Origin of the sequence: Legionella saoudiensis (genome assembly GCF_001465875.1) — a bacterium.
Lineage (GTDB): Bacteria > Pseudomonadota > Gammaproteobacteria > Legionellales > Legionellaceae > Legionella > Legionella saoudiensis.
In genome coordinates this window covers 1-18953 of sequence record NZ_LN901321.1, presented here as the reverse complement: position 1 = coordinate 18953, position 18953 = coordinate 1, and the positions used below count along the sequence as shown (strand labels likewise).

The following is an 18953-nucleotide window of genomic DNA, read 5'->3' as shown; positions in this document are numbered from 1 at the left end:
TTTTACAGGCAGTGAGTTGTATGTTGTTACATTTTCTTTTCATCATGGGCATTTGCGTCGAAGCAGTTACAGGTGCACTGGCTGCCGGCCGCAAAAAAATGGATTTTTTTGGCGTCATGCTTATTGCATGTATTGCAGCTCTTGGTGGTGGTACCGTAAGAGACTCGCTGTTTAATACTTACCCATTGACGTGGGTACTTCATCCAGAGTACTTATTATACACATCCTTATGTGCATTTCTCACTATTTTTATTGCTCATTCATTAATAAAAATTATGAAACTCTTTCTAATTCTCGATGCGTTGGGCCTATCAACCTTTGTTATCATTGGCACTCAAAAAGCATTAAATCATGGATTGTCTCCGAGTATTGCCGTAATTAGTGGGGTAATTACCGGCATTTGTGGTGGGATGCTTCGTGATATTTTATGTAATGACATTCCGTTAGTTCTGAGAAAAGAATTGTATGCGGTCATTGCTATTGCAGGAGCCCTGCTTTTTATTACCCTGAATCATTTTCAAGTTACCGAAAATATTAGTGTAATCATTACTCTGATAAGTATTTTCATTGCACGCCTACTGGCTATTTTCTTTCATATTGAGATACCTATTTTTGATTATTCGGAAAGTATTAAGAAACGTCGAGGCGAATAGAATTTCCGTTCATGAGTTTCCTAATACAAAGAACATAGCAAGAAGCTCGCAGCACAAAACTCTGGGTTGCTTCCCTTTACAGCAATGACGCAAAGTGTAAATTAAGAAATAGACATAAATATTAACTTATCTTCCATTGCGAGGAACGGAGTGACGAAGCAACTCAGGAGTTCGCCATACGAAACCTGAGTTGCTTCACTTTGCTCGTCATGACGGCAGATTTATAAAATCAGTCATGCAGCAAATTCATAAGAATAAGCAATTACTCGACTTCTTTAACTGAAAGAATACTTACTTCTTCAACAGGAACATCGGCATGCCCCATGCTTTGCCCGGTTTTCACTTTAGCAATAGCATCGACAATATCCATCCCCTCAACTACCTCACCAAATACACAGTAGCCAAAACCTTGCATTGAGTCTGCTGTATAATTTAAGAAGGCATTGTCTGCTACGTTAATGAAAAATTGTGCTGTTGCAGAATGTGGGTCCATAGTTCTTGCCATAGCAATCGTACCCCGTTTATTCGGCTTACCATTTTTTGCTTCATTTTTAATTGGACTTTGCGTTTGCTTTTGTTCCATATTGGAATCGAGTCCGCCCCCTTGAATCATAAAGCCAGAAATGACGCGATGAAAAATTGTATTATCGTAAAACCCGCTGCGCACATAACTTAAAAAATTCTCAACTGTAACTGGAGTATTTTCTGTATCTAACTGAAGATGAATATCACCTTTAGATGTACTAATAACTACCATTATTTCTCCTGTGAATTAATTACCAACTCGCGCATTTTATCACAAACATCATGCATCACATGGATGTTATGAATTGTCGCCAGAGCAGTGAAAAGATTAGACTTCTGTTTTATTAAGTGGTGTAAATAAGAGCGTGAATAATTACGACAAGTATAACAAGTACAATCCGGCATAATGGGCGACATATCTTCAGCAAAGCATGATTTCTTAATTTGAATACGTTCATTCTCATACTCACTGGCAAAACGCAGCCAATTTCCTTCGTGCACTAACTTACCGCAATACAAAGCTCCATGTCGTGCATTACGCGTTGGCGCAACACAGTCAAACATATCGATTCCCTCTGCAACTACGTCCAAAAGATCTTGAGGTGACATACCCACCCCCATGGTATAACGCGGCTTATTTTCCGGCAAATAATCGCGCACCCAACGAATTACTTCAACGGTAGTGTTCATATCAAAACCGATAGTCTCGCCCCCAATAGCAAGACCATCCGTATTCATAGATGAAACAAAATCAGCACTTTCTCGCCGTAAATCCTTAAACGTGCCCCCTTGAATGATGCCAAATAGCGCTTGCTGGTAGCCATAACGAGATTCTGGATGCTGCTGATGATAATGGATTGATTGCTTTAACCAACGATGCGTGCGCGTCATAATGTGGCTGACTTCATCTTTAGTACAGCTATCTGGTGTACACTGGTCAAAGGCCATAATGATATCGGCACCAATAATCTTCTGAGTTTTTAAAGACATTTCAGGAGTCATATGGATTATTCCTTGCTTGCCAGGCAAGACAAAATGAGCCCCCTCTTCATCAATGGTACAAATTTCTTTATTTCTGGACAAACTAAAAACTTGAAAGCCACCGCTATCCGTTAACATAGGACCATGCCATCCCATGAAAGGATGCATGCCACCGGCTTTTTCAATAACCTCCATACCTGGAGCACATAGCATATGATAGGTATTACCTCCTAAAATAATTTGGCTATGTGCTTCTTGTAGCTCAGCAGGCATCATATTATTTACACCGGCACGCGTGCCAACAGGCATAAATACTGGTGTGATAAATTCACCATGGGCCGTGGTAACACGGGTAACCCGTGCTTTGGTGGCTGAATGCCGATACAGCACTTCGCAAGAAAAGCTTTTCATTTTGTCAAAAATAATTCAAAAAGGCGATGATAGCTAACTCGACTTCAGATTACCAGTAAAGGATACTCAGAAATATTAATCCTTCGTCAATCTATGATAAAATCATGCGCTAATTTAAACGGTAATGAGGTCTAAGACCTTAAATTACGTCATCAAGTTTACAATGAGAGGTGACGTGCGTTACGTTAAACGGGAGCATTATTATGCCAGCGCAATTCATGGTTGATATAGAGGGAACGAAGCTATCTAATATAGAGCGGACAATTTTAGCGCACCCAAGTGTGGGCGCGATAATTTTGTTTACCCGTAATTTTATTAATCCAGAACAACTCGCACAATTAATTGGTGAGATAAGAAGCATTAACTCCACCCTTTTTATTGCAGTTGACCATGAAGGAGGTAATGTTCAACGGTTTCAACGCCAGGGATTTAGCTCCATTCCGGCAGCGCGCTCCTATGGCAAGGTCTATGACCTCAATGAAGACGTAGGTTTAGCTCATGCCCAAGAATATGGAAAAATCATGGCGCAAGAACTTTTAGCCCATGCAATTGATCTGAGTCTGGCCCCTATATTGGATCTAGAGGGCAACAGCCGTGTTATAGCCGGTTTAGATAGAGCATTTCATGTAAATCCTGATGCAGTTACTGCATTAGCAGGTGCCTTTATTCAAGGCATGAATGATGCAGGTATGCCTGGGGTGGGAAAACATTTTCCCGGTCATGGTTCTATTGTATCGGACTCGCATATTGCGATGCCTAGCTCCTCAGCATCTTTAGAAGAATTAGAAGCAAAAGATTTAAAGCCATTTAGTGAGTTAATCAATAAAGGGTTATTAACTGCGATTATGCCAGCACATGTAACCTATGAAGCGATTGATAAAGATAATCCCGCGGGTTTTTCTAAGATTTGGCTGCACGATATCCTACGCACTAAGTTAGGGTTTAATGGATTGATTTTAAGTGATTGTTTAAGTATGAAAGGTGCCGATATTGGCAATTTAGAAACTAGAGCTGAACGAGCGCTTAATGCAGGATGTGATATGTTAATCGTATGCCACCAACCCCGTGAATTGTTATTGGAGCTAATGCAATCCTCCTCTCTTAAACAAACTCCTGAATCTGCTGCCCGCATTGCCGCTTTTAAAAAACAGATGGTCCGTTTTTCTAAAGGACATAGTTCGCCCTATTCTTTACATGGAAAAAAATCAGTTGAGGAAGTTCAAGTTATTGCCGGACCCAATGATAAATTTAATAAGACAGTAGAAATTTAGATCGATTTATTATCAACAGCGGGCTCACTCCTAATCGCCAATGGGCCCGCTCACGTATTTAACGATGGGAACTGATTACATTTTTGAATACATCATATCAAAGCGAGAGCGATGAGTATGCCAAAATAAAAATATCCCCATCACAATCATAAAAATAAAATACATTGCGCTCCAACCAGCCATAGAAATACCCAACCAATGCCAAGTGGCTTCAGCACATTCTCCAGACCCCCAGAGCATAGCTTGAGCCACAGTCTTCCATGGGAAATAGCGAATCATAATATCCAAACCCGGCATGCAAGCAGGAACCTGTCCTGCGGGTAATGATTGCAACCATAACTGACGAACGGCAAAAAATAGTCCTAAAGCGGCAAAAAAAACTATCCACCCGCTAATTGCATGCGCCCTTTTTTGCGTCCGAAAACTAAAACTCATCACGGCCAATAAGCAAAAAACACAAATACGCTGCATCATACATAAAGGGCATGGCACCAAGCCCACGATATATTGAAAGTAAAATGATGCGAACAGCACAAATAACGTAACTACCGCATTGAATGTTTGAATTCGTTTAAAATTTAATTTTGTCATGATCTAGGCAACATATAAGAAATTGCAGCCTTCAGATCATCTTCACTGCACTTAAAACAAGTTCCTTTTGTAGGCATCGCATTTAAACCTTTTATTGAAGAGGCAACCAAATCATCTAATGTTCTACCGGCTAAACGGGGCTTCCAATCATGCTCATCACGAAACTTGGGAGCACCAGCCAAACCCGCTTTATGACATACAATACAATACTGCTCATAAGTTTCTTCACCTGGCTCTTTTTTGACAGGCGCAGCAACCGTTTTCTGTTCAGAACCGGGCTGTTCTTGCACTGAAACTTGGCCTATAGGCTGAATTCGTAATTGCGTTTCCTGACGCTCTGTATCACTATTTGCATGTCCTGCAAATGAGAAAAAAGACAACAGCATCACCACAGACCATTTCATACCCGTACACCTCGAAAACACAATTTAAAAATCATACCTAGAAGTAAGCTTTTTTTCCAGCATACCGGATAATTATTCATTAATTGTATCGTTTTAGAGACTATGAGCAGTTTAGATTCAGCTAGTTTGAGCCAAAATATTAGAAATCTCAACTGCCTGAAAATAGGCTATATTAAAAAATAATACAATCAAAAGGAACTGATATGGATAACACAGAAAAGATGCAGATCCCAATGGTCGATTCACTACAACGTCATTGGGGGTGGCTGTTAGGACTAGGAATAATTCTTCTGATTATTGGGACTATTGGTTTAGGCATGGATATTATGCTGACCTTAATGAGCATGTATTTTTTTGCAGCCATGCTGTTAATCTCAGGCTTATCGCATTTTGCAGATGCGTTCAAATACAAAAAATGGAAAGGGGCTGTATGGCAAATTCTTATCGCCTTTTTATACGTTATTGCGGCAGGGGTGGTTTTATATGACCCTATTCTAGCATCCGCAGTGATTACTGCCATGCTTGCCTGGTTACTCATTATTATTGGCGTAACTCGCATCTCAATGTCTATCTCGTTAAGGGATACTGAGGGCTGGGGTTGGATATTATTTGCTGGTATTACTTCCCTGATTTTAGGAGTTCTAATTCTTATCAAATGGCCGATGAGTAGCTTATGGGTTATCGGAATGTTCATTGCCATAGACATGATCGTTAGCGGTTGGACTTATATTTTCATGGCTCTTGCGCTACGTGCGGGATACAAAAGATAAAAACATATAACCTGGATCAAGGCAATGCCTAATCCAGGTTACATTTCTTGATACCTAACTCACGCTCCTGCAAATAAAATGTTATGATAGCGCATCATTAACAAGTCGTTCTAATGTCTATGAATATCAAAACGCTACGTATTGCCACCCGCCAAAGCCCTCTTGCTTTATGGCAAGCTAACCATGTGCGCGATTTGTTATTAGCACAATGGCCTATGCTAAAGATTGAACTGGTGCCGATGACCACTTCGGGTGATAAATTTCTAAAAGATAAGCTGCTTGCAGTAGGGGGAAAAGGATTATTTGTCAAAGAATTAGAAGAAGCGTTATTGGATAAACGCGCAGATATAGCGGTTCATTCTTCTAAAGACATGCCTGCAGAATTTCCTGAGGGCTTAAGTTTAGCTGCTATCTGTAAACGAGATAATCCCTTTGATGTCCTGGTTAGTAAACAATACAACAGCTTGCAAGATCTCCCTCCTCAAGCCATAGTAGGAACAGGAAGCCTGAGACGCCAATCGCAATTACTAGCATATCGTGCTGACTTATACATTAAACCTTTACGTGGAAATATCAATACTCGCCTTGCGAAATTAGAGACTGGTGAATACCAAGCCATCATTCTAGCTGCTGCAGGCCTTGAGCGCATGGGATTTATGGAAGCGATTCGCGAACAAATTCCTGAGCATATTATGCTCCCAGCTTGTGGGCAAGGGGCATTAGCTATTGAGTGCCGAGCGGATGATCAAGATACCCAAACGTTAATAGCTGGGCTCAATGACCCTATCTCTGCTATTTGTGTCCACACCGAACGTCAGGTAAATGCCCAGTTAGGTGGTAACTGCCATGTGCCTTTAGCCGTTTATTGCGCCCCCATCGCTGCCAATCAATTGATGTTACGCGCAAAAATATTAAATGAAGACGGCACACAAGCTCTTAGCAATCAGCAAACAGGGGCACTGGAGGACGCGTCACAATTAGCAAGACGTTGTTCTCAAGAATTACTTGCAGAAGGTGGGGCAGAACTTCTGGCGTCGATTCCTAAATGACAGATTCACTGCATGGGTTACGTATTTTGAATACCCGCCCCCAAGAGCAAGCGCAACAATTAAGCGCCAGTATCCGGGCAGCGCAAGGTATCGCTATTGAGTTACCTACGCTGGAAATACAAACAGTAACTAACTGGCTTGACCATTTACCCGATTTAAGTAGTGTACAACAAGCTATTTTTATTAGTGCAAATGCGGTGCAGCATTGTTTTATGCAATTAAAGCAAGCCCATATTCATTGGCCATCAACCATTAAGGTCATTGCCATTGGCAGCGGTAGCGCCGCACTCCTTAAGCAATTTGCAGTAGAGGTGCATGCCACCCCCTCAATACCCGACAGTGAACATTTATTAGCACTGCCGAGCTTACAACAACCCGAGCAACAAAGAATCTTATTATTTAAAGGAGAAGGTGGCAGGCCTCTTATTGAGGAGCGCTTGTTGCAACAAGGTGCTGATTTAATTGCATTAAATGTTTACCGACGCGCCCTGCCAAAAATAAATGTTCAATTTATAAAATCAATCTGGCGCGATGATTTAGTGGATATTATACTGTTAACTAGCGAGCAGTCTATGCATCATCTTTTTCAATTATTTCCTAAAGATGCTCATCATTGGCTGCGCAGTAAAACATGCCTGGTTATTAGTGAACGCCTGGCTCAAAGTGCCTCCTCACTGGGAATAAAACATATTATTCGTAGCCATCCCGAGGGGATAATGAATGCATTGTTTGACTCTGTTATCAAGGATTAATTTATGACCAATGGCAATGAAGAACAAAAAAAAGCAGCAGAAGCACAACCCACACAGACTATGGAGCAAACTAATCCTCCACGAGCTAAAACAAAGCCAGTCATAGCTGCTGGGGCTATTGTAATCGCACTTGCTGCCCTTGGCTCATCGCTCTATTCGCTCTCACTCAATCAGCAATTACAAGCACAATTAGCCAATCAGAGCCGTCAAAACAGCCGAGTAAGTCAGCAATTAGATAAACTAGAGCAAAACCAAGATAAAACCCAAGCCCAGCTTGAGACTAAAACCAATAAGCTTGAAGAAACGCGCTCTACTTTACAAAACCAATTTGCAGAGCTAAACAAGCAATTACAAGCGGCAATGAGTGAGCGTTTTTATCAAAACCAAAATTGGCAATTGCTCAAAGCTCGCTATTATCTTGAGCTAGCGCAAATTAATGCACACTGGAGTAATAGCATTGATGCTACCATCAGCTTATTACAACAAGGGGATCAGTTATTACTGCAATTAAATGATCCCAAGGTGTTTGAAATCCGCCAAGCACTAGCTAAAGACATTGCCGAATTAAAAGCAATGCCTAAAATGGATATTGCAGGAGCCTTAAGCCAATTGGATGCAGCACAAAATAGCCTTGAGAATTTAAGTATTGCCTCGGCGTTAAGTGATGTAAAACCTGCAACTCCAGCAGCAGAAACCTCTACTACTACCCCTGAAAATAAAACTTCAGTTTGGCGTCTTCGCTGGCAAGACAGCATGAATGTATTAAGTAAGCTCGTGGTCATTCGCCGTAATGATGAGCAGGTTAAACCTCTTATTTCTCCAGCCCTTGAAGCCCTACTCAAAGAAACTATTCGCTTAAATTTACAGGAAGCACAATGGGCTGTACTGAATAATAATGCAGAGGTCTATAAATTGGCGCTAAATCAGGCTATAAATACTTTAAAAAAGAATTTTAATGAAAATGCAGCAAATACCGCAGCCCTCATAAAAAAATTAAATGAACTGCAGCAAATTCAATTAGTGCAAAAAAGACCCGAGGTTGGTGTTAGCGCATTACCGTTACTAAATCAATTAATTGATTCTAAAGAGCCCACTGCCAAGCCGGCCGAGAAAGAAGGACAGGGAGGAACCTCACAATGATGCGTCTTTTTATTGCATTTTTTATCTTATTAGCCGCCATCATTTTAGGGGTACAGCTTAATAAAGATCCCGGCTATGTGCTAATTGCTATAAACCATTGGACTGTTGAAACCACATTATGGGTGATGATTTTAGGCTTAATTCTTATATTTCTTATCTTATATTTAGTGGCCCGCATATGCCATAAAGTTACTCGTGCCCCTAAAGCGATGAGCCGTTGGCACTCTAAACGTTTAGCGCAAAAAGCTCAGGCCATTACACGTAAAGGATTAATCGAATACAGTGAAGGATATTGGGATAAAGCGAAAAATCATTTAATTCAGGCTCTGCCTAACACCGATACCCCACTGCTAAATTACTTAACCGCTGCTCGTGCAGCGCAAAAAATGGGAGATAGCCAATTACGCGATGACTTTCTCCGTGAAGCACAACAATCAATGCCCGAAGCAAAAATTGCCGTAGAGCTTACTCAAGCTCAATTGCAATTGGCAAACCATCAATGGGAGCAGGCATTAGCCACTCTAAGACACTTGCATGATATTGCTCCACGGCACCCTTATGTATTAAAACTACTCATGCAACTGTACCAAGAAGTTCGAGATTGGCCTCAATTAATTGCCTTACTACCGAGCTTAAAACGATATAATGTGATTGAGCCACAAGAGTTTGAGGCCTTACAACATAATGCTTATTTGCAAGCGCTTATGGATTTAACAAAGCAAAATCAGCCAGAGGCAGTAACGCAATTATTTAAATCTTTGCCAAAGCCATTAGCAGCAGATCCCAATATCGTTACCGAGTATGTTCGTTTCTTATTAAAGAACAATGAACATGCTAAGGCAAAAGAACTATTACGACGCAACCTTCGTAAGGAATTTAATCCCCAACTTATTACGCTTTATGGCTCATTACCCAGTGACGATAGCCAACTTGCCTTTGCTGAGAGTTTATTAAAAAAGCATGCGCATTCAGCAGAACTTTATTTATGCTTAGGGCAACTATGTATTAATCGTCAATTATGGGGAAAGGCCAAATATTATCTTGAGCAATCAAATGAAATCGAGCCTTCGCCATTGGCATACATGACTCTAGGCAAGCTACAGGAAAAATTAGGTGATGCCAATCAAGCCTGTAATAGTTATAAAAAGGGATTGGCCTTAACAACACATCATATATTAGTATAATACGTTATTAATCTAACTTATCCCGCGGGCGGGAAGCCACCTCATGCCAAGGTTAGCTGCCTCGCCCGCGAAGAGGGTTTCTCCTAGCTGGCGATTACAACCCTATAAACAAGCAACCAATCCTCCTTATATAGAATAAGGCGAATTACTATCTAAATCTGAATGTCCATACAATTCCATTTCTAAATCAATGATCTGTTGCTTAAACTCATCAATTCGATGAGCATAATCTCCTTTCGAAATTTGTTTGTTCAATTCCTCACTTAAAGCCATGAGCTCTGCTCGTTGCGTCTCGGAAAGCTCTGCATTATTAAGTTGAAAATCAATATCCCATATTTGTTTTGTTATATTATTATTTTCTTCAATTAAAGCCTTTAGCTTACTACGTAAGACCGTAACCTGCTCTTCTGGATCTTTTGCCCCTTTACCATATAACCCATATAATTTGTCATTGCTCATAGATAGATCCTTAAATAATTTGATTCATCATTTTACTTGAGGATTTTGACTAGGACTATCCTCATCATTTGTAGGGGCACGCGACTTAGTAAATTGTGCTTTTAGATCTTTAAACGTCTTAGCGGAATACTCCATATCAATTTGCTCACCCGCTTTATAGACTGCCCCACCTTTTCCCCAATGCCGATGTGATGCAAGCGCTTCCTGAACTTTATTTGCTGGACCATTATCACTAATCACAGTTCCTCGCTCAAGAAGCGGTATTGTACATAACGCGGCTTCAATCCGTTCTGTTTTTTTAATTATACCTCGTGTATACCAGTGGCTGTTATCTCGTAAATCACTTACGGCTTTCTTCACAGCTAAGACCTCAGCCGAACTCACGGAAGCCAACACGTCAAGCAATTGTTTTTTTATTTCTTGTAATTTTTGCGGATTAGAACTGTGTTTTACTAGCTCTTTTCGCATGTCCGCGACATAAGTTTGTAAAAGAATGTCCTGATCATTTACTTGGTGGGATAAAATCTTATTGATTATTTGCCCATGCTCTCTTATGGCCAGGAAGCTATTTATAATATCTAATCGTCCAGCAACCGAAGTATGATTGGCTTCTTGAGCATGTAGTGGGAGAACATTACCCTCCCCATTGGCCTGGAACGAATCCATATGCACCATAAGATTGTTATAGTCCTGAAGAGCTGCTGCCGAATTGCAATACTCTAAAAATGAGGAATTTTGCAAAGCGCTGGTAAGTAATTGATCGCGACGTGATTTAATTAAATGAACGAAACGCTCCCCTCCTGCTGGCATGTAGGCATCAACAAAATGGCCAATAAAACTATCTGGCAGCAAACAAATCATCAATAAGGCCTGATTGACCTCTGCGCGAAATTGCGGGGAACTACTTAATGATGGATTTACAATCTGGCTTTTCGCACGCATGGTATTTTGCATAATGAGATCAAGCCAATTAAAGGTACAAAAATCCTGTGGATAAGGAAGTCGTGCGATGGCCTCTGGGGTAATTTTGTATGAGCCTCCACCGTAACGACCCTCAGCAAAGCACCAATCTCCATCAATTTTTGCCACTCGATTTTGCTCATCAAGGCCAATGTTACCGTTTTTAAGATCTATTTCCTGCAAAAACATGGCAGTAACAAGTGCTTGCCCCAAGCCGGTATAATGTCCATTAGCAAAATTATGAGCTTCACCCCGAGGTAAGTCACGATAGCCTTTAACCTCTTCAGAAAGAATATAGTGAACTCCTGTACTTTTGTTTTCTAACAGACGTGTTTCACCTTGGTGAGGAATAATTAAGCGGAAAAACTCTTGCGCGAGAAGCTCTATTTTTGCCACTTCCGGATCGAGCATTTCCTTTTTGATCCAGGTTTTCCCAGAGCCCGCTAAAGTACCACGAGAGACATCATGAGAAAAAAGGGCACTACTCGCTACGTGCTCAACTACTGCAGGAGTAAATTCATTGCGAATTTCCTTTAATGCCATAATTCCATCAACCTATTTATAAGATTTACATTAAGTATAGGTTGAGGAATATGATTTCGCTTCTGAGCCTAATCGCGAAAAAAGCTTTTCTGCTGTTTATTTATAAAAAGCTTGGGGTATGACAATTATCATTACACGCAGATTTTGTCTTTTCTACTTGGATGGTTACATGTTGAATATTAAACTCGTGTCTTAATTGTTCGGTCCACTCAAGCCGAACTTGATCGTTTAATTCGATTTCAGGCATATATAAATGCACAGATAAGGCATTTTCCTGTGTACTCATTGCCCAAATATGCAAATCATGAAAACTATCAACCCCGGGTTTTGCTAGCAAAAATTCGCTCACTGCCGTCCAGGAGATATTCTCTGGTACGCCGTCAATAATTAATCGGAAACTATTAACAAATAAAGACCACGTACCTTTTAAAATAATAAAGGCAATCACTAAACCAACGACAGGGTCAAGCCACTGCCAACCGGTAAAATAGATTAAAGCAGCAGATACCACTACCCCCACAGAAATTAATGCATCATAAAATAAATGCAGATAAGCGCTCTTGATATTTAAATCATCTGTGCCTCGCATAAATAAAAGAGCCGTGGCAGAATTAATGACAATACCAATACCAGCAACAATCATAACGGACACCGCTTGGATTTCTGTTGGCGAAAATAACTTATACATTGCTTCCGTAGCAATAATACCGCAAGTGAATACCAGTAAAATCCCATTGGCTAGCGCCGATAAAATAGAGATTTTTTTCAGCCCATAGGTTGCTTTCATCGTGGGAGCTCGCTTCATAAGACTCGTCGCAATCCACGCTAAAACCAAGCCTAATACATCCCCTAAATTATGGAAAGCATCAGCTAATAAGCTGGTTGAATTTGATAAGTAAGCAAACACAATTTGCAAAAGAACAAATAGACCATTTGCAAGGATTGCGATTAAAAAAGCCCGGTCGTAGGTTACAGGACCATGCGAATGAGCATGCCCATGATGCTCATGTGCATCACCATGTGAATGTGTACTCATAAATCCTCTTTGTTTTCAGACTCTGCGGCATTGTAATAATTAATGCCTATTTTAATGCGGTTACGTTCTTTTTGCCTACGCCAAGCATTAGTATCCCGTAAGGAGTAAACACAGCCACAATACTCTTGCTTATAAAATTGCTCACGCTTAGCAATTTCATACATGCGCTCCGAACCACCATTTTTGCGCCAATTATAGGTCCAATAAACTAGTTCAGGATAATGAGCAGCAGCACGAAGACCACTATCATTAATTTGGTTCATATCTTTCCATCGGGAAATACCTAAGGAGCTACTTATCACGGGAAAACCATGTTCATGAGCATATAAAGCCGTACGTTCAAAGCGCATATCAAAACACATGGAGCAGCGTTTACCACGTTCAGGCTCCCACTCTAAGCCTTTAGCACGCTCAAACCAATTATCTTTGTCATAATCTGCATCAATAAACGGTATATTATGCTTTTCGGCAAACTTGATATTTTCCTGCTTTCTAATTTCATATTCCTGAACTGGATGAATATTAGGATTATAAAAAAATATTGAAAAATTAATTTCTGAACTGATCAGAGCTTCCATTACCTCACCAGAACATGGCGCACAACAGGAGTGCAGTAATAATTTATCTGCCCCATTAGGCAATTCTAATCGCTCTCTTTCTATCATTGTGTTACTTCCGGTAAATTTATAAAATGCTGCCGATAATAAACCAATTCGGCAATTGAGTCTTTAATATCATCTAAAGCTAAATGTTTTGATTGCTTGTTAAAGCCATTTAATAACTCCGGCTTCCAGCGAATCGCTAATTCTTTAAGTGTACTTACATCCAAATTACGATAGTGAAAAAAGGCTGCTAGTTCGGGCATGTATTTATATAAAAAACGTCGATCTTGGCACACACTGTTACCACACATCGGAGATTTTCCTTTATCGACGAATTGTTTAAGAAAATTAATCGTATCCTGCTCCGCTTGTTTCTCATTGACGCTGCTTTCTAAAACCCGCTTAACCAACCCAGATTGGCCATGTTGGCGAGTATTCCATGAGTCCATTGCATCCAATAAAGCCTTGGGCTGAGAAACGGCATAAACCGGACCCTCACCAATAATATTTAAATGGGGGTCAGTAACAATTGTAGCAATCTCGATAATACGATTTTCTTCCGGGTCTAAGCCCGTCATTTCTAAGTCAATCCAAATTAAATTATGATTGTTTTTCATTTGTCTTCCAGGAGTTTAATATTAAATCAACACAGGCTATGCGGTGTTGGTGTAACGCGTGTTTAATCGCCTCACCGGTATAACCCTGCGCTATTATTGTTTGTACACTTACCTTAGCACATTCTGCTAATAAGCCACTCCATAGCTTTGCTTGTCGATAATCAACCTGGCGTCCACATCCTTCAGCATCTGCTTGGCAGGCAATAAGCATATTATAAAATAGCTGCGGCCTTCGGAATGCATCCGCCTGTTCTAAAACTTTTACTATAGTCGCGGCACGCAGCTCCGATAAGCGATGAATCATCAAATGAAACCGTGAAACGGTTATTGCCAATGTACGATATTCATTGGGAATTCGCAAACGAGTACATAAGGCCTCAATAATTGGCACGCCACGCTCTTCATGTCCATGATGGCTCGGCCAGTTCGACATCGGTGAAGTTGCTTTCCCTAAATCATGAACTAAGGCTGCAAAACGAATTACTGGATCCGTTGTTAAAGCCACTGCTGCTTGCAGGACCATGAGCGTATGCACTCCACTATCTACTTCATGGTGATAACGATAAGGATTAGGAATACCAAATAAAGCATGTATTTCCGGGAGAATAATACGCAATGCATCACACGCCCGTAAAGTACTAATAAACTGCTCCGGGTTTCGCTCTTCTAAGCTTCGTTGCCATTCCTGCCAAACACGTTCTGCAACTAAATGAGCTAACTCCCCATTGCGTACCATAGCATACATCAACGAACGCGTTTCATCTGCAACCTTAAAACCTAAATGATGGAAACGTGCGGCAAAACGTGCAACCCGTAAAACACGTACGGGATCCTCAACAAATGCCGGAGATACATGTCGTAATAATTTATCGCGTAAATCCTGCTGCCCGTGATAAGGATCAATTAATTGTCCTTGCTCATCCATAGCCATAGCATTAATGGTTAGATCGCGCCGGGCTAGATCTTCTTCTAAGCTAACCGTATTACTGAAATCACAGGTAAAACCATAATAACCAGGTGCGGCTTTGCGTTCGGTTCGCGCTAAAGCATATTCTTCATTAGTTTCGGGATGCAAAAATACCGGGAAATCCTTCCCAACCTGTCGAAACCCCTTTTTTAGCAATTCATCAGGACTAGCGCCTACAACTACCCAATCCCGCTCTTTTACGGGTAGATTTAACAACTGATCACGAACAGCCCCACCAACTAAGTAGACTTTCATTATATGTAATTTACCTTCATACTGTTTAAATAAAAGTATTTGTTAATTTTGTATTTTATATTTGCCATAATGGAGCAAATTCTGTTCTATTATCCAATAATGCACAAAATTTGAAAAAACTATCCTAATTATAATATAGATTGCAATCATGAGTAAAAGACGTATTAACAAACAACAGTCTGCACGTATTGAAAAAATTCAACAAACGTATCAAACAAATAAGGAAGACCATGATAATTTAATGGATGGTCTAGTCATTACGCGATTTAGCCGCCACGTAGAACTTGAAGATAATCAAGGTACTCACATTCGCTGCTCCATTCGTCCTAATCTCGAAACATTAGTTGCCGGAGACCGCGTGGTATGGCAGAACGAAGGAACGAATCAAGGAGTAGTTCTAAGTTTGTATCCACGAAAAAGTGTACTTGCCAAACCTACAGGAACAGGCGTGGTAAAACCAGTAGCTGCCAATATTACCCAGATTATTATCGTTATTGCAGCAAAACCTGAGGTTTCTTGGCCATTACTAGATAGCTACTTAGTTATGGCAGAAACCTTGCAATTACCAGCAATTATACTTTTAAATAAAATTGATTTACCTTGTGACAAACTTAAAGAACAATTACAGACTGACTACCAACATTTAGGTTATCCCCTGCTCTTTACCAGCCAAGATGATGTTGATGGCATTGCTCAATTAAAAAGGATATTAGATCATCAAGTAAGTGTCTTTGTAGGACAATCTGGGGTGGGAAAATCCTCATTAATTTCGGCGGTTTTACCCCATGAAGAAAATATAGCGACTGGAGCTATTTCCGAAGTTTCTGAGCTAGGGCGCCATACTACGAGTAATTCTCGTTATTATCATTTGCCTAGTGGTGGAGCACTAATTGACTCGCCAGGCGTTAGAGAATTTAGTTTATGGCATATCGATGCAGCAGAGATTGCTCGGGGTTATAGTGAGTTCAGGCCATTTTTAGCACAATGTAAATTTAGAAATTGCACCCATAAAGATACACCTCATTGTGCAATTATAAAGGCAATGCAAGAAGGACTAATTGCGAAAAAAAGATATGAAAACTTCCTTAAGCTTTGTGCGCAATATAAGGCATCATAAATCCGTTTGTCATAAGAGTAATGTCATAAAGAAAGCAACCTATGGATTTTGACACAAAATCCCGGTTGCTCCAACTCATTCGTGATGATGCATAATTATGCTTATCAGTTATCTTGTCCTTCCTATCAGCTTGGCTGCCCAATAGGGTCTACCCTGGTTTCCGAATCTTTTATACTTTCTTTCCTATCAACGCAGCTTAAAATTGGATCTTTTAAATCAAATAAAAAGCGGCGGATTTTCCCCTGCACTTCAATATCAAGATGGCCTAACTCCAGTCCTGTAGCATAATGCTCCACCACATCAATAAGACGTTCAACTCCTAACACTAACGCTGGATCAATTTCATAATTAAGCTGCACTTGGAAGAAACCAATGGATTTCTCAATCGGACGATGATAGCCCAACTCCACTAAACGACTATTAATATGTGTAATACAGTGATTTAAAAAATCAGATTTAATTCCATCAGCTAATACGTCATCTCGCTTATTCATGAACGTAATTAAATTATTGCATTGCTGTTCACTTAATTTAGAAAGAAACTGTGCAAACAATATATTAACACGTAACTCTTTTCTAAAATCACCTTGTTCCTGAGCATAAGTAGTAACTAATTTATCCAAAAACTCATTAATTTGCTTTTTAAACGTTGTATTAGTTTGGATAAATTTTAATAGTCGATGGATAATGACCTCTGGAGGATACCAATATCCATTAATGTCTGCAAAAGATGAACTATGAACCTTCTTCAACCATTCGCGAGAAGTACTTGTTCTAATTACCCGAGCCCAATGAGTCGTTTCTCTTACTAAAGATGCAATTTCTTTTTTAATAATATTATAATAAGCATCAATGTAATTCGGCCTGTCAGAATTAAAAACTTTTAGTAGGTGCATGTATATATTAGAAAATTCATGAGGGATTTCATTTTCTTGATCCCAAGCAAATATGTCTTCCCCTTTATAAACAAAAAAACCAAAATCAAATTTAGTTGCATACATTGAAACTAGCAAACGGCAGCAATTAATATAAGCTTCAACTTCATTTTCTTGGGTGTACACAACCTTCTTTTGCTCATCAAGATAGAATAACCTTAAAGCATTATTCTTAACTTCTAGCTCTGGATGGATAGTAAATAATAATCGAGCGATGCTTAGCATTTCTGGTTCAAGGTTAAATTGAGTAGCATCAAAAATTGCAATCAAGACATCGATTAAATAATGTTCTCTACCTTTGTAAAAAACTCTCTCTCCATATAGGGAATTAACCTTGGGCAAAGGACTGTTATATACATACTCAAAAAATTTACCCACCTCTTTTTGAAATATACCAAACTCTTTGCCATCAGCTTTCAAGCTAATATAACTCTCAATTAACTCAAGTAACTGAGAAAAAAAGGTTATGGGTAATTCCTCGGCATTTACGCAGCCATGCGCAAATATCTTTCTCTGTAGAAAATCCCAAAAGCTTGTGAAATATTCAGTAATCTTAAGTTTCTCTTTTATGCCATTTTGATTGGTATCTATTTTGGTTTCTACAGAAAAAACTGAGCTAACTTTGCAACGCTTTAAATTACTTAATTCCTCTAAAGTAAAAATAACCGCAGCTTCTGTACTCCTACTTGTTGCAAGCTCAAGGCCGTGATCTAATAGATGATCACAAAGACTCCTTTTACGGCAGAGAAGTGTTCCCTTATTTGCAAGGTAAAAATTTGTCATTGTTTCGGTTTCCGTTAAAGCGGAACCGTCATGCGGATCAGTATTATTAGTAATGGTGTGCATCAGTATTTTTAAATAAGGAATATCTGCGTATGCACCCAATTCTTTAGCTAGGTTAACCCATTTTAGTTCAATTGGAGAATTACTTAAGGTGTAATCATGATCCTTACCTCGTTCCGAATCCCAGCGTGTCTTAAAACATTCAATTAAAAAAATAATATCTTGCTTATCAAGAGGAGTTTCTGAGGGTTTATTAATAAAATAGCTTGAAATGCTATCCAAAAGAACTGCATCGCCTTCAGCCTGTATCTCTTCCTTGCGCAGCTCATCAATATATTGCGATATACGTTGGACTTTCATAAAATTTATTATTTATCCTAAATGGAAATAACTTAAACGAAAGACGAGAAAAAAGCAACTTTTGATTAATAAAATGGCTTTACAATCAACTAATTGAACAAATAAAGCATGAGTTGCTTTTTATTTCTCTAGCCGTTTTGTATAGGAAAAATTCGGGGCTAATTTATTTTAATCAGTTCGAAACAAGATGAATATTAATTATTGCTATTTAAGTGGTCAGGTTTTCCTTGAACAGCAACTAAAACGATAGTGAGCATGATCCTTTCTTATGCTTCATAATCAGCCCTCTTACGTGAAAGATTTTGAGGCTAGCATTTAATTCTATTAATGGTAGGCTGATCGAGGCACGGAACCCCTGGGTTGCTTCGCTGCGCTCGCAATGACGGGGAGCGAATTTTGCGAAGAGCCCTATTAAAATCATACTCCTCTCTGGCAATGGGGTTCTATGGGAGGATTCAAAATTAAAATAATGGCTGGTATTTGGCTCTCTCGCCCACGAATGAAGCTTGATAGGCTCTGTGGTCACGCGCGGGAGATGGGTATTGGGTAATCATTTACAGACTGCAGAAACAAACACAGCGGCTCCCG

The 18953-nt window shown here is 39.8% G+C and carries 19 protein-coding genes; 8 read left to right on the top strand and 11 right to left on the bottom strand.

Annotation, left to right across the window (positions count from 1 at the left end; translation table 11 throughout):
• Positions 1-20: 20 nt before the first annotated feature.
• A complete protein-coding gene (locus BN3124_RS02470) occupies positions 21-653 on the top strand; it encodes a trimeric intracellular cation channel family protein (RefSeq protein ID WP_058533292.1) in 633 nt (210 codons plus the stop codon).
• A gap of 262 nt (positions 654-915) precedes the next feature.
• Here BN3124_RS02470 and BN3124_RS02465 read toward each other — a convergent pair whose 3' ends face one another.
• Positions 916-1410 (bottom strand): peptidylprolyl isomerase, encoded by a 495-nt coding sequence (locus tag BN3124_RS02465; RefSeq protein ID WP_058533291.1) that lies wholly within the window; start codon positions 1408-1410, stop codon positions 916-918.
• A complete protein-coding gene (gene tgt / locus BN3124_RS02460; RefSeq protein WP_058533290.1) occupies positions 1410-2570 on the bottom strand; it encodes a tRNA guanosine(34) transglycosylase Tgt in 1161 nt (386 codons plus the stop codon). Before tgt ends, BN3124_RS02465 begins: the two co-directional genes overlap by 1 nt.
• 203 nt (positions 2571-2773) lie before the next feature.
• On the opposite strand from tgt, the gene nagZ reads away from it, so the two are divergent.
• Positions 2774-3841 carry a beta-N-acetylhexosaminidase gene (gene nagZ / locus BN3124_RS02455; RefSeq protein ID WP_058533289.1) on the top strand — a complete coding sequence of 356 codons (1068 nt, stop codon included), beginning with the start codon at positions 2774-2776 and terminating at the stop codon, positions 3839-3841.
• 75 nt (positions 3842-3916) lie between these two features.
• Here nagZ and BN3124_RS02450 read toward each other — a convergent pair whose 3' ends face one another.
• Both BN3124_RS02450 and BN3124_RS02445 read right to left on the bottom strand, forming a co-directional pair.
• Entirely contained in the window at positions 3917-4432 is a 516-nt protein-coding gene (locus tag BN3124_RS02450) for a disulfide bond formation protein B (protein WP_058533288.1), read from the bottom strand.
• A complete protein-coding gene (locus BN3124_RS02445; protein WP_058533287.1) occupies positions 4429-4836 on the bottom strand; it encodes a c-type cytochrome in 408 nt (135 codons plus the stop codon). The genes BN3124_RS02450 and BN3124_RS02445 overlap by 4 nt, the downstream gene beginning before the upstream one ends.
• A 203-nt stretch (positions 4837-5039) precedes the next feature.
• On the opposite strand from BN3124_RS02445, the gene BN3124_RS02440 reads away from it, so the two are divergent.
• The 5 genes from BN3124_RS02440 to BN3124_RS02420 all read left to right on the top strand — a co-directional run bounded on the left by BN3124_RS02440 (position 5040) and on the right by BN3124_RS02420 (position 9731).
• Positions 5040-5606, top strand: a complete 567-nt coding sequence (locus tag BN3124_RS02440) for an HdeD family acid-resistance protein (protein ID WP_058533286.1) — start codon at positions 5040-5042, stop codon at positions 5604-5606.
• 119 nt (positions 5607-5725) lie between these two features.
• Positions 5726-6655: a hydroxymethylbilane synthase gene (gene hemC / locus BN3124_RS02435; protein WP_058533285.1), complete on the top strand. Its 930-nt coding sequence runs from the start codon at positions 5726-5728 to the stop codon at positions 6653-6655.
• Positions 6652-7407: a uroporphyrinogen-III synthase gene (locus BN3124_RS02430; RefSeq protein WP_058533284.1), complete on the top strand. Its 756-nt coding sequence runs from the start codon at positions 6652-6654 to the stop codon at positions 7405-7407. The genes hemC and BN3124_RS02430 overlap by 4 nt, the downstream gene beginning before the upstream one ends.
• A 3-nt stretch (positions 7408-7410) precedes the next feature.
• A complete protein-coding gene (locus BN3124_RS02425) occupies positions 7411-8547 on the top strand; it encodes a uroporphyrinogen-III C-methyltransferase (RefSeq protein ID WP_058533283.1) in 1137 nt (378 codons plus the stop codon).
• Positions 8544-9731: a heme biosynthesis HemY N-terminal domain-containing protein gene (locus BN3124_RS02420; RefSeq protein WP_058533282.1), complete on the top strand. Its 1188-nt coding sequence runs from the start codon at positions 8544-8546 to the stop codon at positions 9729-9731. The genes BN3124_RS02425 and BN3124_RS02420 overlap by 4 nt, the downstream gene beginning before the upstream one ends.
• A gap of 126 nt (positions 9732-9857) precedes the next feature.
• Here the strand turns inward: BN3124_RS02420 and BN3124_RS02415 are convergent, their stop codons facing one another.
• The 6 genes from BN3124_RS02415 to BN3124_RS02390 form a co-directional block, all read right to left on the bottom strand.
• Positions 9858-10190, bottom strand: a complete 333-nt coding sequence (locus tag BN3124_RS02415; protein ID WP_058533281.1) for a hypothetical protein — start codon at positions 10188-10190, stop codon at positions 9858-9860.
• Between the two features lie 27 nt (positions 10191-10217).
• Positions 10218-11693: a hypothetical protein gene (locus BN3124_RS02410; RefSeq protein ID WP_058533280.1), complete on the bottom strand. Its 1476-nt coding sequence runs from the start codon at positions 11691-11693 to the stop codon at positions 10218-10220.
• Between the two features lie 100 nt (positions 11694-11793).
• On the bottom strand, positions 11794-12729 hold the full coding sequence (locus tag BN3124_RS02405) for a cation diffusion facilitator family transporter (RefSeq protein ID WP_058533279.1): 936 nt from the start codon (positions 12727-12729) through the stop codon (positions 11794-11796).
• Complete coding sequence (locus tag BN3124_RS02400; RefSeq protein ID WP_058533278.1) at positions 12726-13394, bottom strand: epoxyqueuosine reductase QueH; 669 nt, start codon at positions 13392-13394, stop codon at positions 12726-12728. Before BN3124_RS02400 ends, BN3124_RS02405 begins: the two co-directional genes overlap by 4 nt.
• On the bottom strand, positions 13391-13948 hold the full coding sequence (orn, locus tag BN3124_RS02395; RefSeq protein WP_058533277.1) for an oligoribonuclease: 558 nt from the start codon (positions 13946-13948) through the stop codon (positions 13391-13393). The genes BN3124_RS02400 and orn overlap by 4 nt, the downstream gene beginning before the upstream one ends.
• The gene (locus tag BN3124_RS02390; RefSeq protein WP_058533276.1) at positions 13932-15170 is read right to left on the bottom strand and encodes a multifunctional CCA addition/repair protein; all 1239 of its coding nucleotides are present in this window, start codon (positions 15168-15170) and stop codon (positions 13932-13934) included. The genes orn and BN3124_RS02390 overlap by 17 nt, the downstream gene beginning before the upstream one ends.
• A gap of 148 nt (positions 15171-15318) precedes the next feature.
• On the opposite strand from BN3124_RS02390, the gene rsgA reads away from it, so the two are divergent.
• Complete coding sequence (gene rsgA, locus BN3124_RS02385) at positions 15319-16287, top strand: small ribosomal subunit biogenesis GTPase RsgA (RefSeq protein ID WP_058533275.1); 969 nt, start codon at positions 15319-15321, stop codon at positions 16285-16287.
• Between the two features lie 125 nt (positions 16288-16412).
• Here the strand turns inward: rsgA and BN3124_RS02380 are convergent, their stop codons facing one another.
• Entirely contained in the window at positions 16413-18365 is a 1953-nt protein-coding gene (locus BN3124_RS02380; protein ID WP_058533274.1) for a hypothetical protein, read from the bottom strand.
• Positions 18366-18953: the final 588 nt, after the last annotated feature.